Source organism: Bifidobacterium sp. MSK.13.1 (assembly GCF_019131435.1).
Classification (GTDB): domain Bacteria; phylum Actinomycetota; class Actinomycetes; order Actinomycetales; family Bifidobacteriaceae; genus Bifidobacterium; species Bifidobacterium pseudocatenulatum.
In genome coordinates, this window is record NZ_JAHOMM010000001.1 from 70,255 (window position 1) to 85,041 (window position 14,787).

11 protein-coding genes are annotated in these 14,787 nt (G+C 58.3%); 3 read left to right on the forward strand and 8 right to left on the reverse strand.

The window, feature by feature from the left end:
* Positions 1-21 precede the first annotated feature (21 nt).
* The 8 genes from KSY55_RS00300 to KSY55_RS00335 form a co-directional block, all read right to left on the reverse strand.
* Positions 22-1,140: a glycosyl hydrolase family 8 gene (locus KSY55_RS00300; RefSeq protein WP_254881818.1), complete on the reverse strand. Its 1,119-nt coding sequence runs from the start codon at positions 1,138-1,140 to the stop codon at positions 22-24.
* A gap of 19 nt (positions 1,141-1,159) precedes the next feature.
* Positions 1,160-3,247, reverse strand: a complete 2,088-nt coding sequence (locus KSY55_RS00305) for a hypothetical protein (RefSeq protein ID WP_022245089.1) — start codon at positions 3,245-3,247, stop codon at positions 1,160-1,162.
* A gap of 133 nt (positions 3,248-3,380) precedes the next feature.
* Positions 3,381-5,012: a glycoside hydrolase family 43 protein gene (locus tag KSY55_RS00310; RefSeq protein ID WP_217749410.1), complete on the reverse strand. Its 1,632-nt coding sequence runs from the start codon at positions 5,010-5,012 to the stop codon at positions 3,381-3,383.
* Between the two features lie 4 nt (positions 5,013-5,016).
* Positions 5,017-7,011, reverse strand: coding sequence for a right-handed parallel beta-helix repeat-containing protein (locus tag KSY55_RS00315; RefSeq protein ID WP_034880545.1), 1,995 nt, complete (start codon positions 7,009-7,011; stop codon positions 5,017-5,019).
* 113 nt (positions 7,012-7,124) lie between these two features.
* Positions 7,125-7,991, reverse strand: a complete 867-nt coding sequence (locus KSY55_RS00320) for a carbohydrate ABC transporter permease (RefSeq protein ID WP_004219834.1) — start codon at positions 7,989-7,991, stop codon at positions 7,125-7,127.
* Positions 7,991-8,944 (reverse strand): carbohydrate ABC transporter permease, encoded by a 954-nt coding sequence (locus tag KSY55_RS00325; RefSeq protein ID WP_004219835.1) that lies wholly within the window; start codon positions 8,942-8,944, stop codon positions 7,991-7,993. The genes KSY55_RS00320 and KSY55_RS00325 overlap by 1 nt, the downstream gene beginning before the upstream one ends.
* 19 nt (positions 8,945-8,963) lie before the next feature.
* Positions 8,964-10,136: an ABC transporter substrate-binding protein gene (locus tag KSY55_RS00330; protein WP_217735857.1), complete on the reverse strand. Its 1,173-nt coding sequence runs from the start codon at positions 10,134-10,136 to the stop codon at positions 8,964-8,966.
* A 427-nt stretch (positions 10,137-10,563) separates the two neighbouring features.
* Positions 10,564-11,079 (reverse strand): bifunctional diaminohydroxyphosphoribosylaminopyrimidine deaminase/5-amino-6-(5-phosphoribosylamino)uracil reductase RibD, encoded by a 516-nt coding sequence (locus KSY55_RS00335; protein ID WP_022245093.1) that lies wholly within the window; start codon positions 11,077-11,079, stop codon positions 10,564-10,566.
* Between the two features lie 135 nt (positions 11,080-11,214).
* Here KSY55_RS00335 and KSY55_RS00340 point away from each other — a divergent pair, with 135 nt between their 5' ends.
* The 3 genes from KSY55_RS00340 (at position 11,215) to ettA (ending at position 14,549) form a co-directional block, all read left to right on the forward strand.
* Positions 11,215-11,640 carry a peptide deformylase gene (locus KSY55_RS00340; RefSeq protein ID WP_022245094.1) on the forward strand — a complete coding sequence of 142 codons (426 nt, stop codon included), beginning with the start codon at positions 11,215-11,217 and terminating at the stop codon, positions 11,638-11,640.
* Between the two features lie 150 nt (positions 11,641-11,790).
* Positions 11,791-12,714 (forward strand): serine hydrolase, encoded by a 924-nt coding sequence (locus tag KSY55_RS00345; protein WP_022245095.1) that lies wholly within the window; start codon positions 11,791-11,793, stop codon positions 12,712-12,714.
* A 158-nt stretch (positions 12,715-12,872) separates the two neighbouring features.
* On the forward strand, positions 12,873-14,549 hold the full coding sequence (gene ettA, locus KSY55_RS00350) for an energy-dependent translational throttle protein EttA (protein WP_003835634.1): 1,677 nt from the start codon (positions 12,873-12,875) through the stop codon (positions 14,547-14,549).
* Positions 14,550-14,787 lie beyond the last annotated feature (238 nt).

Here is a 14,787-nt window from a genome sequence, read left to right on the forward strand (position 1 = left end):
AACTCCTTGTTTCAGCCATATTCACCACACGCGGTATTCGCCCGCGAGCGCGAGGAACGCGAACGCGTAGAGGAAGTTGTCGTAGTAGCGGCGCATGCCGGTGCGGATCGGCGTGTCCCACAGCAGGCGCACCCAGCGGATCGCATTATCGAGCGCGTCCGGCTCCTGCGAGTGCATCGCGGCGAGCGAGCCCTCGGCGGTGGCGGCGATGAAGCCGACCGGGTGCAGCACGGTCTCGTCCACCGGCGTGCCGTCGACCGCGTAGACGCAGGTGCGGTCGTGTTCGAGGAAGAAACGCTGCAGACGCGCATTCGCATCGCACAGCTCGGGCACGACGTCGTTCCACAGGCAGTCCAGCCCGATGTTGCCGGCGGTGCGGTAGGCGTCGGAATAGAAGTGCCAGTGGTCGCGCTCGTCGACATGCGGCGTGCCATCATAGTTTGAGTATTCGGGGTTCATACCGGTTTCCGGATGGCAGGCGGTGACCAGATACCGACGGCTGGCGGCAGCGGCCTCGCGCCAGAACGGGCGGTCGGCCTCGTCGGCACGCTGTGCGAACACCTCATAGAAGTGCGGCAAATGGTAGGACGGGTCGGTCCATTCGGTTTCCGGGATGAACTTGATCAGATGGTTCTCCGGATTCCACATCGGGTAGCCCTCGCCATCCTCGCCCCGGTGCACGCAGGTATGCAGGATCGAGCGGGCGTGGCGGGAGTACTCGTACACGCCCTCGCCATCGCCCCAGCGCCCGGAGGCCAGGAACAGCGCCATCGCGAAGTACTCCTCGCCGTCGGGGGCCGGTCCGTCGGCGTTCGGCACGCCGCTGAGGTCCACGGACCAGGCGAAGTAGCCCTTGTGCAAGCCCTCGGTCATGAACATGTACTTCATGACCCAGCCCCACAGCTTGTCGAACACGTCCTTGCGGTCGTACTGCACGGCGATCATCATCGCATAGCTCATGCCTTCGGTGCGCACGTCGTGGTTGCCGGTGTCCATCACGTAGCCAAGGCCCTCGTCGTTCTCCCAGTAGATCTTGTCCGGACCTTCGAACATCTCGGTCCAGTTGCGTTCCAGCCGGGCCTGGATGGCCTCGCGGCCGTACCCGCACTGTTCGAACATGCTGGTCTCCATATGACCCATGGCTCCCGCACCCATTGTTTCATCCTTTCTCATCATGGACGCAACCCATCGCCCGCGATACCATGGTGACGGTTGGCAACTCATCATGCGGCATGACGTCCCAGTACAGACCCGTCAGACCGTCCAAGATCGCTCCCGCCGCCCAAGGCATCAGACAACGCCACGTGCTGCACAGGCTTCCATCCGGGTACCTCTCGTCCAAAAACCCCTGGCAGTGACAAAACCGTTCCGACATCCAGCCGACCCGCCCATATCCGTACTCACCATCCTTGAGGTTATATGTCTGGCAGCTCCAGCCGACCGCATCGCACAAACGCGACGCGATATATGTGTCGTTCCGATATCGGAGGTAATAAACCATATCCTCGATGGCCACACTTGACATCGGATGGATATGGGCGTTACTGGTCGAAGTGACGCTGCCTCCGCAACTCGACCAGCCGACTTCGTTCAGAGGCGGTACGCCAACGGGCGAATTCCAGCAAAAACGGAAACTGCATTCATAGGCGAACGCCTCTCGCATCCGGTCAAGATACATAGCGTCTCCGGTAATGGCGTATAGGCATCCGACCGCCTTGATATATCCCAATATACCTTCGGAATCCACGGCTTTCGATGTATCCAGCGGCGCACCATAGCATTCCATATGCGCCACGTACCGGTCATGATAATGACGTTCGGATAGGAGCATCCCATCCAGATCCGAGTGGTCGCCGGTCAGCAAAGCCCAATACGCGGATGCGGCCAGACACCACACACCGCCGAACGATTCGTACTCGGCTCCTGAGCCGTCCATCTCATCGAACACGAATGGGTATTCGCCAACCGCATTGCGCCCTGCCGCCAATCGGGGAATGACGTTCCCGATGATCTTCAGCCAGTCCGAGTGATCGATTCCGCCGAACCGCCGTTCGATCTGCCACGCCCGCAACGCCGAGTACATCGTCTGCCCGACAAGGTACCCGCTGTGTCCGGGATTGGACAGTCCGTCGAACCACCAACCGCGGTTGCTCCACCGCTCATGTTCCACCGCCGTGTAGGGCAATCCGTTCGTCGGGTTGATGCAATGTTGGATGATATGCTCGATGCCGTCGAGGGCGTGACGACGCATAGCATCGTCCCCCAACCGCCAAGCCGACGCCAACATCGGTACCGCGGAGGCCATGCCGTTGGTCCAACTACTCGATCCCAACCGGCGGTACATATACGGCTTACCTTCGATGATCTCATCTCCCGGGCTATGATGGTCGAAGACAAACCCCGCGTACATGTGTTCGTCCTCCAGCCACGCGTCTCTATCAACGGCGACTGCAATGTCGCGTATAGCCCGAGCGGGAGCGCCGACCTGACGCGGCGGTTCATGAAAACGACGGTATACGGTTTCCAGCACCGGTATGATAGCCCGTTCATCCCGGGCGGGAGCGTCGACGATGTCCAAGCGCATAATCGCCGCGCCTCCAGGCGCCAGTGTAATCGGCCCTTCCGCCGAGTCAGGACGTTCGCGGATATCCGTCGAGCTGACGAACAACCAGGGCGCGTTCTCATAGCCGATAGTCACGCCCACCGAGGCGTGGTCGTCGCAGGGCACGATTCCAGGCGTCGGCAACATGCAGCTGAATCCCGCATACTGGACGAAAGGCAGTTCATCACATGCCTCATGTCCGACCAACATCCCATCACCGCGGTCAACCAGATAGGGGCTGGACACCACACCGACGACACGGGAACGGGTCACGGCCAATGCACATGGATTGGACAGCCTGTCTCCTCGAATCATCCACCATGATGAGGCTGGCAGTTCGCTCCGTTCACGAAGCCGGGGAAATTTCGTCGCGGTTCGCAGCGGCGCCTCTCCACGATTACGCCCATACATGAACCCTGGCAGGAAGAACCGCGGTTCACCGTCAGCCCGAATCGGGATATCGATGCGAACGACCCCTTCGAACGCAACGGAGCCGTCATTGCGCACCGTTACCGTGCAACGCCACGGATCGGCGGGGGACCCGTTTCCTCCGTGCCAGTCGACTTCGACGGCAAGACCGCATTCATCAAGACGCACATACCGTCCCGCGCCGTCGGCTCGTCGGGCGGAACATTCCAGAGCCATTCCTACCTCATTGCATACTTCACTGCTCATATCGTTCTCATATCTTCGCAAAACGTTGCCATCATGCGCCAAAACAATACTGATTATTGATATGGTCGTTTCGCGGGAAGACATCCCGCGAAACGACCATCTATCAGTCTTCCATCCCAGAAATTTCCCGGTAGTCGAAGTGGTCAAAGGTGGCCACTTCGCCGTAGCCGGAATAGTCGACCGCGGCCAGACCCACGAAGGCACCGGTGAAGAAGCCGCCGTACGTCTGGTTCACGTAGTCGTCGGAGAGGATCCTCGCGTCGAGCCTGACCGGCAATTCGGTCCAGGTCTCACCGTCGAACGAGTATTCGTAGGCGTACCACTGGGTGCGCACCTTGGCACGCAGCCATACGCGATCGACGCCCTCGGGCACCACTACGGCGTTCTCGCGCAAGAACGAGGTGTAATTGTTGCGGTCGTTCTGCGCCACCTCGATCACGCGGCACTTGCGGTCCTCGTCGTACGTGACAAACGCCCACGACCAATGCTGGTCGTTGTAGTAGTTCGTCAGACCGGCCATCGCCTGGTAGGTCTTCGGATCGAACGCCACGCAGGTCTCGGCGTCGAAATCGAACGCCTGCCAGCGGCGGGCCACCAGCGACAGGTCGAACGTGTTGCACAGCGAGCCCTGGCCGATCAGCTTCAGGCTGCCGCCGCCGACCGAGCCCATCTTCTCGTCGAACGGCACACGCAACGTGTTCCAGTCGAGACCGAGCACGTCGGCGTCGAACTCGTCGTGCTGATCGCGGCTTGCGGACGCGACTGTCTCGATCGCGTCCTTCGGCGCCTCCACATAACGTTCGCCGCCATGACCGCCGACGATGTACGGCCAACCATCCTCAGCCCACTCGACCTTCTGGATTGAGGTCTCACGACCCAGCGTGCACCAGCCGCGCGGGTCGGTGAACGACTCTGTCTCGTGATGCCACGGGCGGCCGCACAGCGACGCGTAGTACCATTCGCCGGACGGGGTGTCCACCAGCGCGCCGTGGCCCTGCTTCTGCAGGTAGCTGCCTGGGATGTCGAAGTTCGTGATGAACGGGTTCGTGGGCGAGGCCTCGAACGACAGCTCGTCGAGCGTGCGGGAGCGGGCCACGGATTCCTGATGAGTCCATACCGTTCCGCCCTCGGCGCAGAACAGATAGTACCAGCCGTTGATCTTATACAGATGCGGCCCCTCGACGAGCTTGACATCGTCGCCCATCCAGATCGTGCGGGCCGTCTCCGGCTTCAGCCGCATCGTCGCCGTGTCGAACTCGGTCAGCGTGATGCCGTGGAACTGATGCTTGTATTCACGATGGTCCCACGTCTGCTGCACCAGATATTTGCGGCCGTCGTCGTCGTGGAACAGGCTGGCGTCGAATCCGACGCCGTTCAGACGAAGCGGCTTCGACCACGGCCCGCGGATGTCCTCGGCGGTCGTCAGGTAGTTGACGACGTCCTTGAACGCGCCGTTGACGATATGAACATCGGAATAGACGATCCAGAACCTTCCGTCCGCATAGGACAAGTCGGGCGCCCATACGCCGCCGGACGCCGGATCGCCGCGCATGTCAAGCTGTTCGGCGCCCAAGGGGTACGGCAACGTGTTCCAATGCACCATGTCTTTGGACTCGTGCAGGCGGATGCCGGGGAACCATTCGAATGTGGAGTTCGCGATGTAATAGGTGTCTTTGACGCGGATCATCGAAGGATCCGCATGGAAGCCGGTGAGCACCGGATTGGTGATCTTCATGGTCTCACCATTCCTTGACGCCGCAGGAGGGGCAGGCGTCGTCCGTCGTCCGGACCGCGCCACACCAGACCAGCTGACGGTTGGATCCCGGATGAAGCTCGGCGAATGGCCCCACGGAACTCAGTTCCGCGCGCTGGCGCCCAACGATGTCGGTGTCGATCACGATATCGGATCCATCCGTCTCCTCATACCGTTCATCCACGATGCGCGGCACGCCCAGATCGGCCGTGCCCACGACGGCCGCCTTCTTGTCCGCAAGCTCCGTCGGGCAATCGAACAGCAGGTACAGGTCATCCCCCTTGAACTCGCAACGGACGTTGACGGGCGACGCCACATGCGTGGTCCCCTGCTCCCCTTCGGGGCCTTCGGCCTCGCCGACGTAGGCGTTGTCCCAGCTGTACAGCATCTGCACGGGCTGCGGATCGTGCCCATTCGTGACCCCGGACGCGAAGATGTCGTGGACGCTTTGCAGATACTCCGCCATCGTGGACGGGTATCCGCGGTATGCGGATAGTCCCGTGGACCCGAGGGTCCCGGCGCCGTCGAGGAAGATGTTGGACGCGTATCGGTCGTCGCCACCATAGACGAATGCGTTGCCGGCCACCTCCGTGGAATGCGGGTAATGATACGGAGTGAAACGATCCAACACGCTGTTGTTTGAGATGGTGCCGCCGATCAGATTGTTGACGAACGCCGTCCCCTGAGCATAATTGTCGTATGTCATCGCCGAACAGAACGCATTGTTGTCGATCAGACACGGACCATGCGTGACCTCGATCTCCAGATCGCAGACATTGTCGTAGAACACGTTGCGGCTGATACGCACCCCTTGGGCCTGCCAGTCAAGCCACATCCCCAATGAACAGTCATGCACGCAGTTGTCCAGGATGCGGGCGTCGAGCGCCGCGTGAAGCTTGATGCCGGCCACCTCCCAGCCGAAGAACTCGCGCCGGGCACCAATGCGGTAGATATGGTTATGTTCGATGGTGCTGAACGCTCCGCCCATATGGCCGACGATCGCGTTCTGCCCGCAATCATGAATCACGTTGTCGCGCACGATATGCGAGCCGACGAATCCCTTCTTCCATCCGATACGCAGCCCCTTGAACACCGCTTCGAGCTGGTACTGGTGACCGGTCTTGCGCTCGGTCCGATACCATTCGTTGTCGCCTGTTTCCTCGCTGGTGCCCAGGCTGATGCCCGAGCATTTGACGTCATGGACGAGGTTGCGCTCGATAATCCATCCGGTGGCCCAGTTCGGTCCGATGGCGCCAACCTGATGCGAGGTGGGCGGCGCCCATTGCGTGGCGGCCTGACACAGTTCGAACCCGCTGACCGTGATGTAGTTCACGTGATGGCGTCTGGGGAAGAAACAGGACCGACGCACCGCGATTTCCACGCATTCCTCATTGGGATCGGCGCCATGGAAATTCGCGTACAGCACCGTACGGTCGTCCTCGACCCGGGCGTACCATACGCATTGGGTCATCTCGGGATCGTCGATCGCACATGCGACATCCGTGACATAATCCTTGACATGGTCACGGTACCGCGGCGCAAAAGTATCCTCGAGCGAGGTCACCTCATACAACGCCCTGCCGTTGAGGAACACCATGCCCGGATGTTTGTCGGGGTCCTCGCCACGCGACGGCATCGCGAGCCAATCGCCGAACAGCGGCTGCCTGTACGGATTGTAATCGCCGAACATGGCGTCGTCCAACGTCACGCGCCAGACGTCATCCTTGTATCGGCTCCACCCGCAGATGATCTCGGACCCCTTGATCACGGGCTTTTCCCCGTCGGCGGCGCGGTAGACGATTCTATCGGCCTCGCAGGTCCCGCCGCGTCTCGGATCGACCCATTCCCGATACACGCCGTCATGAACGATGACGATATCGCCGGGCATCGCGACCTGCGCGGCATGCCCTATCGTCCGGAACGGATTATCCGGCCCACCCTGGGCGGTATCAGAACCTTCGGGAGAAACATGGTACTGCATTACAATTTACCCTTTCACCATTCGTCCGCACCTCCATGTGCGGATCGAAGACGTTGATTTGGACGGAGACGATGCCGGGGACACCCCTCATTATGGCGTCCCCGGCACCATACTCACTTGCCGCCCATGCCCATCATGCCGTCGACGAGCGAGCGACGTCCGATGAAGTACACCACCAAGATCGGCAGCACGGACAGGATGACCGCGGCCATCATACCGGGGATGTCGATACCGAACTGGCTCTGATACTGGTACAGGTTCAGCGTCAGCACGCGGTTGGAATCGGACTGCGTCAAGATAAGCGGGAACATGAAGTTATTCCATGCGCCCATCGCGGAGTAGATGATCACGGTCGCCAGTCCCGATTTCGACATGGGAAGGGTCAGCTGGAAGAAAATCCTCACCACCGACGCGCCGTCGACCGACATGGCCTCATACAACTCATTGGTGATCTGACGCATCGACGCCGTCAGAACGATGGTGCACATCGGAATCGAGAATGCGGCAGACGCCACAATCACGCTGATCAGGTTGTCGTACAAGCCAACGGAGCGAATCATAAAGAACAGCGGAACGATGATGGCCTGCACGGGGATCGCAATGCCCAGCAGCATGATCTGGAACACGCCATTCACGAATTTGCTTCGGCTGCGGACGATGGCGAAGGCCAACGGCGGCACCACGATCAGCACGATGGCCACAACCGAAACGGTGACGATCGCCGTGTTGATGAATGCCTGCAGGAATCCCTGATCCAACGCATTGGTGTAGTTGTCCAAGGTGAACATCGTCGGCAACGACAATGGCCCCTCTTCGGAATAATGAGGCTTGTCCTCAATCGACGCCTTGACCATGATGTACAGCGGTACGACGACCACCAGCAGCCATAGGGTTGACAAAACACCGGCAGCCCAGTTTGGACGTTCGAGCGAACGGCGCTTCGGAATTTTCACCGCGCCCGTTTCATGTTTCGTGGCCATCAGATACCCTCCAATTCGCTACGCATCTTGTCATATCCGGACACCTTCACCATCACCAGGGACAGGATGGTCGCTATCACGATCAGCACCACGGCGATGACACTCGAATAGCCATAGTTGTACGCCTTGAACGCCGTCGAATACATGTAATACGCGGTATTCTGCGTATCAGTGCCGGGACCGCCCTTGGTCAACACCAGAATCGCGTCAAATGCGGTCAAGCCGCCCACGACCTGGAACAGCAGCGAGGTAATCAGCGTGTTCCTGACTTGGGGGATGGTGATACAGAAGAACTGACGAATCCTACCGGCGCCATCGATGGAAGCGGCCTCATACAAAGTCTTCGGAATGGCACGGACAGCCCCCTGATACAGCAGTGCATGGAAGGGAGTGAACTGCCACAGGCTGACGAACACCAGCACCGCGATGGCCGAGGAGGCGTTACCGAAGATATTGCCGTCCCCGAACAGCCAACGCATCTTCGACGGCATGCCGAAGTTCGGATCGAGCATGGCGCGCCAGGCAACGGCAATGGCCGTGCCGGACAACAGATATGGAATGAAGTAGATGGCGGTATACACCGCACGATACCGCTGCCGGCCCGCCGCCCAGGCGCCAAGCAACAGTGAGAGCGGCGTTTGCGTCACGATGCCCAGAATCGTCAGCGTAAGCGTGACGCCGACGCTTTTCATGACTTTGGGATCATGAATGAACTGGGCCCAGTACTGCCCTCCAGCGAACTGGGGCGTGCCCAAGCCATTCCATTTGAAGAATGACAACCCCACCACAATAAACAGCGGCAGGATGCCGAAGATAAAGAAGAACACCGCCGCAGGCACGGCCCAGAGGCCCGAAGGCCGGGCGCCTCCGACAAAGGAGGCGCCCTTCTTTGGGCGACGAACCTGGCCCTCGGCGTTCCCCGTCTGCATCTCAGATGAGTTACGCTTTGCCATGGTCTGTCCTATCGTGAAATCACTCGGTCGGCAGGGCCTTCATCTCGTCGATGAAGGTGCCCATGTCGATGGAGCCATTGAAATACTGCTGCATGCCGTCGAGCATCGGCTGAGACGACGAGGACACATGGTTCGGAGTCCAAGTGATCATGAAGTGAGGAGCATCGGTCAGCGCCTGAGACTCCCACTCGAGGAAAGCCCCGTCGGAGGCATTGTCCACGACCTTCTCCACCATCTCGCTGGCGTTGGTCGTTGCGGGCAGGTTGCCGGCCTTCAGCTGATCCTCCACGCACTTATCGGAATACAGCATCTTGAGGAACTCGACGCAGGCTTCAGGATGCTTGGTGTACTTGTTCATGCTGAAGTAGTTGCACGGGTTGCCGACGAGATCCTTGGCGTCGCCCTTCACCCCATCGATGGGCGGGAAGACCATATAGCCGAGATCATCATTGGTGAATTCAGGGGCCGCGGCCTTGTGGCCCGAATAGCCGAACGAGCCCATCAGCTCGAAGCCGGCCTTCCCCTGCTCCAGCAGAGCCGGGGCGGCGCCATCGGTGTGCTTGACCGAATCGTACGTAGTGCCGAAGTATCCCTTTTCGACCATGTCGCGGATAATCTCCAGCGCCTTCTTGCTCTTGGGCGAGCTCCACTCGTCCACGCCGCCGTCCATCATCTTCTGGACGTCGTCATTGCCCATCACCTGCTGATAGATGACCGAATACCAGTTCAGCGTCGGCCACTGGTCGCCGCCGCCCAGCGCGATCGGCGTCAGGCCTGCGGACTTCAGCTTCTCGCATGCATCGCAGAACTCGTCGAAGGTGGTCGGGGCTTCGATGCCGTTGTCAGAGAGCACCTTCTTGTTGTAGAACAACACAATGGGCTGGACTCCGCGCACCGGGATGCCGTAATACTTGCCATCGACCTTGGCGGCGTCAAGAATGGAGGGCAGGAAGTTGTCCTTGAGTTCCGGATCCTTCTCCATATACTCATCAAGCGGGGCGCTCACATCGGCGCGAGCGTACTGGATCATCAAAGCATCCGCCCAATTGAAGAAAATGTCGGGAGCCGAATCGGACTTCGGGTTCGACATGACCGTCTGCAGCTTGTTCTGATAATCCGCGCTTGTCACCAGATCAAGAACAGCCTTGACATCGGCGGTCTTGTTGTATTCGTCGACCAGCGCCCGCTCCATATTCGCGGAGGAATCGCCTGGGGGCCACGATGAATTTCGAAGACAGCGTGGCCCGCTCCATATTCGCGGAGGAATCGCCCGAGGACATGATGTGAATCACATTCTCGTCCTTGCTGGCGGTGTCAGAACCACATGCGGCAAAGCTCAGGCACGAGACTGCAGCAATGGCCGCGGCCACGAATCTTTTCATCTTCATTGATCATTCCCTTTCATCGGTGAACTCCCGCACCGACGAATGTCGATGCGAGAAATAAACGGCACATCGTTGTTGCCCACAAACAGAAAATCGGGGTTCCGTCCTGCGGAACCACTGCACTTAACGAATCATCCTCCTTTCGAAATTTATGTCTTCTATTTACGAAGCACATAATAGCTATAGTTAAATCATTTGTCAAATAGGAAAAAGGGTCTAAAAAACGTTGATTTATCAACATTTCGTCCGCACCCCCATTCCTGTGGTGATGTAGTGGAAGAAATGGCGATTGATGGCGTCGCATTCCGCCCGCATCACGTCATATACCACTTCCACACCGTTTTCCTCAAGAATGCGAAGTCCTTTGCCGGCCACGATGGGATTCGGATCGATCGAACCGACCACGACGCGCGTTATGCCGTGCGAAAGAATTAGATCGGTGCATGCCGGCTGCGATCCGACATGGCAGCAAGGTTCGAGAGTGTCGATGACCGTGGCTCCATGCATGTCGACACCATGCTCGTCGGCATAGTCGAAGGCCATGCGTTCCGCATGCGGTCCGCGGTAGCGGTCGTGGTATCCGGCTGCGAGAATCTCGCCGTCGCGGACCACCACCGTGCCGACCAACGGATTCGGATTCACCCAACCGGCTCCCTTATGGGCCAGTTCCAGCGCCTGCGTCATGTATTTCCGATATTGAGGCATGTCATCCACGGTTCCAAGCATATTGCGTCGATTGCGGTCCCACATTTCAAAATCTCCACGAGACATTCCGTAAATGAATAGGCGCGAACCGGTCATCCGTCCCATCGCCGTACGGCGTCGCACAATAACGCCATACAATGTTGGCAGACCAGCAAAGGAACCAGCGAGAGGAAACATCACATGCAGCGCGAAATCATGACGTCCATTCCGTTTTTGAGCCAGCCGTCGACGGAGGCGCTCAATACGCCCGAGGATCTTGCCGTCGCACAGGATCTCAAGGACACGCTCGACGCACATCGCAATGGCTGCGTCGGCATGGCCGCAAACATGATCGGCGTCTCGAAGAGCATCATTGCATTCGTGGACGAGGATTTCGGCGGTCGCATCTTCGTAATGTTCAACCCGACGATCACTGCGAAAGACGGCGCCTACGACGCCTCCGAAGGCTGCCTGTCTCTCAAAGGCGAGCGCCGCACGGTCCGCTTCCAGCGCATTGAGGTCTCGTATGCGGATCGCAAGTTCCGCGAGCGCCATACCACATTCACTGGTTTCACCGCGCAGATCATCCAGCACGAGATCGATCATTGCGAAGGCATTATCATTTAACGGCTTTTTCAGGCATGGCACCTAGCGGCTTTTTCGGGCACTCCATCTAGCGACAGGCTTAGGAAAAATCGTTTGATGTAACAATCGTACGTAACCGCCTTACGCTACAGTTTCCGTAATGCACCGTAAGGCAGTGTCAAAGGAGATCTCATGGGTGTCATCGATATGTTCAACGATTTCGTCAAACTCATTGAAAGCGAGTCCCTGCCCGTCGAAGCCGTTGCGATTGCGGATGGCGACGACATTATCGCGGAACGTCATTTCGTTCCCGACCAGGATCGCAATATTTATTCCCATACGAAAAGTTATGTTTCGACGGCTATCGGCATTGCGATTGAAGATGGCTTGCTGTCGCTCGATTCGCGATTGGTCGACTCGTTCCCCGAGTATGTTCCTTCCGATGCGCAACTGGAGTTGGGTCAGATCACGCTGAGGCACTTGCTGACTATGTCAAGCGGTTTCAATCATGCGTATTTGATGAACCCTGACCGGCGCAGTGGTGTTGGTGCGCCTGATTATTTACGGTACATGTTCTCTCGCAGGGTTGAGGTGGAGCCCGGCAGCACGTTCTGCTATTCGTCTGCGGATTCTGATTTGGCGGGCCGCATGTTGGAGCAGGCTGCCGGCATGCGTCTTGGCGAGTATTTGTATGGCACGATTTTTTCCAAGTTGGATCAGGGTTGGCCTGTTTGGGAATGTGATCCGCAAGGTCATCCGATTGCAGGCGGCGGGATCTACATGTCGCTTGCGAATATGTTGAAACTTGGCCAGGTCTATTTGAATGATGGCACTTGGCATGGCACGCGCATTGTCAGCGAATCGTGGGTCAAGCAGGCTTCCGGTAAGCAGATCGACACTCCGTATAGCAATATTTGGACGTGCGGTTATGGCTATCAGTTCTGGATGTCGCCTTATGAGGGGGCATATCGTGCGGATGGTGCGTACGGTCAGATTACTACGGTTTTGCCGAAGCAGGGTTTGGTTGTTGCGATTCAATGCCCGGAATCTGGTGATTTCGACAATATCGTTCGTCCTGCTTTGCATGAGCATCTGCTGCTTCCGCTTACTGCCTGAGCGCACGACTTTCGCCCATACCGTCGTGTAGATGGGGTATGGGATAATTATGCACGGTATTGTGCGTGGGTTGCGTTCCGGAATCCTTGATTGAGTTTCCGTTGACCGCTCATGCAACACGCTGGAATTCCAACGTTTCTTAAGGATGGAACACAACATTGGCTGAATTCATTTACCAGATGATCAAGGCCCGCAAGGCTTACGGCGACCGTGTGATTCTCGATGACGTGACTTTGAGCTTCCTGCCAGGCGCGAAGATTGGCGTTGTTGGCCCGAACGGCATGGGTAAGTCCACGCTGCTGAAGATCATGGCCGGACTCGACACCGTGTCTAATGGCGAGGCTTCTTTGACTCCGGGTTATACCGTCGGCATTCTGCAGCAGGAACCACCGCTGGATGACACCAAGACTGTTGGCGAGAACATCAAGATGGCGTTCGGCGAGATCGCTGAAAAGGTGGCTCGTTTCAATCAGATTGGCGAAGAGATGGCCAATCCGGATGCCGATTTCGATGCTTTGATGGATGAGATGGGCAAGCTGCAGAACGATATCGATGCTGCAAACGGTTGGGATCTTGATTCTCAGCTTGAGCAGGCTATGGATGCTTTGCAGTGCCCGGATCCGGATACTCCGGTAACGGTATGCTCCGGTGGTGAACGCCGTCGTGTGGCATTGTGCAAGCTGCTGCTGGAGGCTCCTGATCTGCTGCTGCTCGACGAGCCTACCAACCATCTTGACGCCGAGTCGATTCTGTGGTTGGAGCAGTTCCTGCACCAGTACAAGGGTGCCGTCATCGCCGTTACCCACGATCGTTACTTCATGGATAACGTGGCCGAGTGGATCTGCGAGGTCGACCGTGGCCAGCTGTACCCGTATAAGGGCAACTACACCACGTATTTGGAGACCAAGGCCAAGCGTATGGAGATCCAGGGCGCCAAGGATGCCAAGCTCGCCAAGCGCCTGAAGAGCGAACTTGATTGGGTGCGCTCTTCGCCGAAGGCCCGTCAGGCCAAGAACAAGGCTCGTCTGGAGCGTTACGACCAGATGGAGCAGGAGGCACGCAACAACAAGAAGCTTGACTTCTCCGAGATTCAGATTCCGGCCGGCCCGCGCTTGGGCTCTACTGTGCTGGAAGCCGAGCATATTCACAAGGCGTTCGGCGACCGTGTGTTGATCGACGATCTGAGCTTCACGCTGCCGCGTAACGGTATTGTCGGCGTGATCGGCCCGAACGGTGTGGGTAAGTCCACCCTGTTCAAGACCATCGTTGGCCTTGAACCGTTGACGTCTGGCTCGTTGAAGATCGGCGAAACCGTGCAGATCAGCTATGTGGATCAGAATCGCGCCGGTCTTGACCCGAATAAGAACCTGTGGGAGGCCGTGTCTGACGGTCTTGACTTCATTGAGGTTGCTGGCGTTGAAGTACCGACCCGCGCGTATGTGGCGTCCTTCGGTTTCAAGGGTTCCGACCAGCAGAAGCTCACCGGCGTGCTGTCCGGTGGTGAACGCAATCGTCTGAATCTTGCGTTGACCCTGAAGCAGGGCGGCAACCTGCTGCTGCTCGACGAACCGACCAACGATCTTGATGTCGAAACTCTTGAATCGCTTGAAAACGCACTGCTTGGCTTCCCGGGCTGCGCTGTGGTGATCTCTCACGACCGTTGGTTCCTCGACCGCGTGGCCACGCATATTCTCGCATGGGAAGGCGATGACGAGAATCCAGCCAAGTGGTACTGGTTCGAAGGCAACTTCCAGGCCTATCAGGAGAACCGTGTCGCTCGTCTCGGCGAAGACGCGGCTCGCCCCCACCGTCTCCATCGCAAGCTAACGCGCTAAGCCGTTAAGCAGACAGTCCTGTGGACTGTCTGTAGGCTTGGCCTGAGTGAGGCGACAGCCGAACGAAGGCAACAATGAGCCTTGCGAAGCAAGACCATAATTGCAGGGCCACAGGCTAGCCGTTAAGCAGACAGTCCTGTGGACTGTCTGTAGGCTTGGCCTGAGTGAGGCGACAGCCGAACGAAGGCAACAATGAGCCTTGCGAAGCAAGACCATAATTGCAGGGCCACAGGCTAGC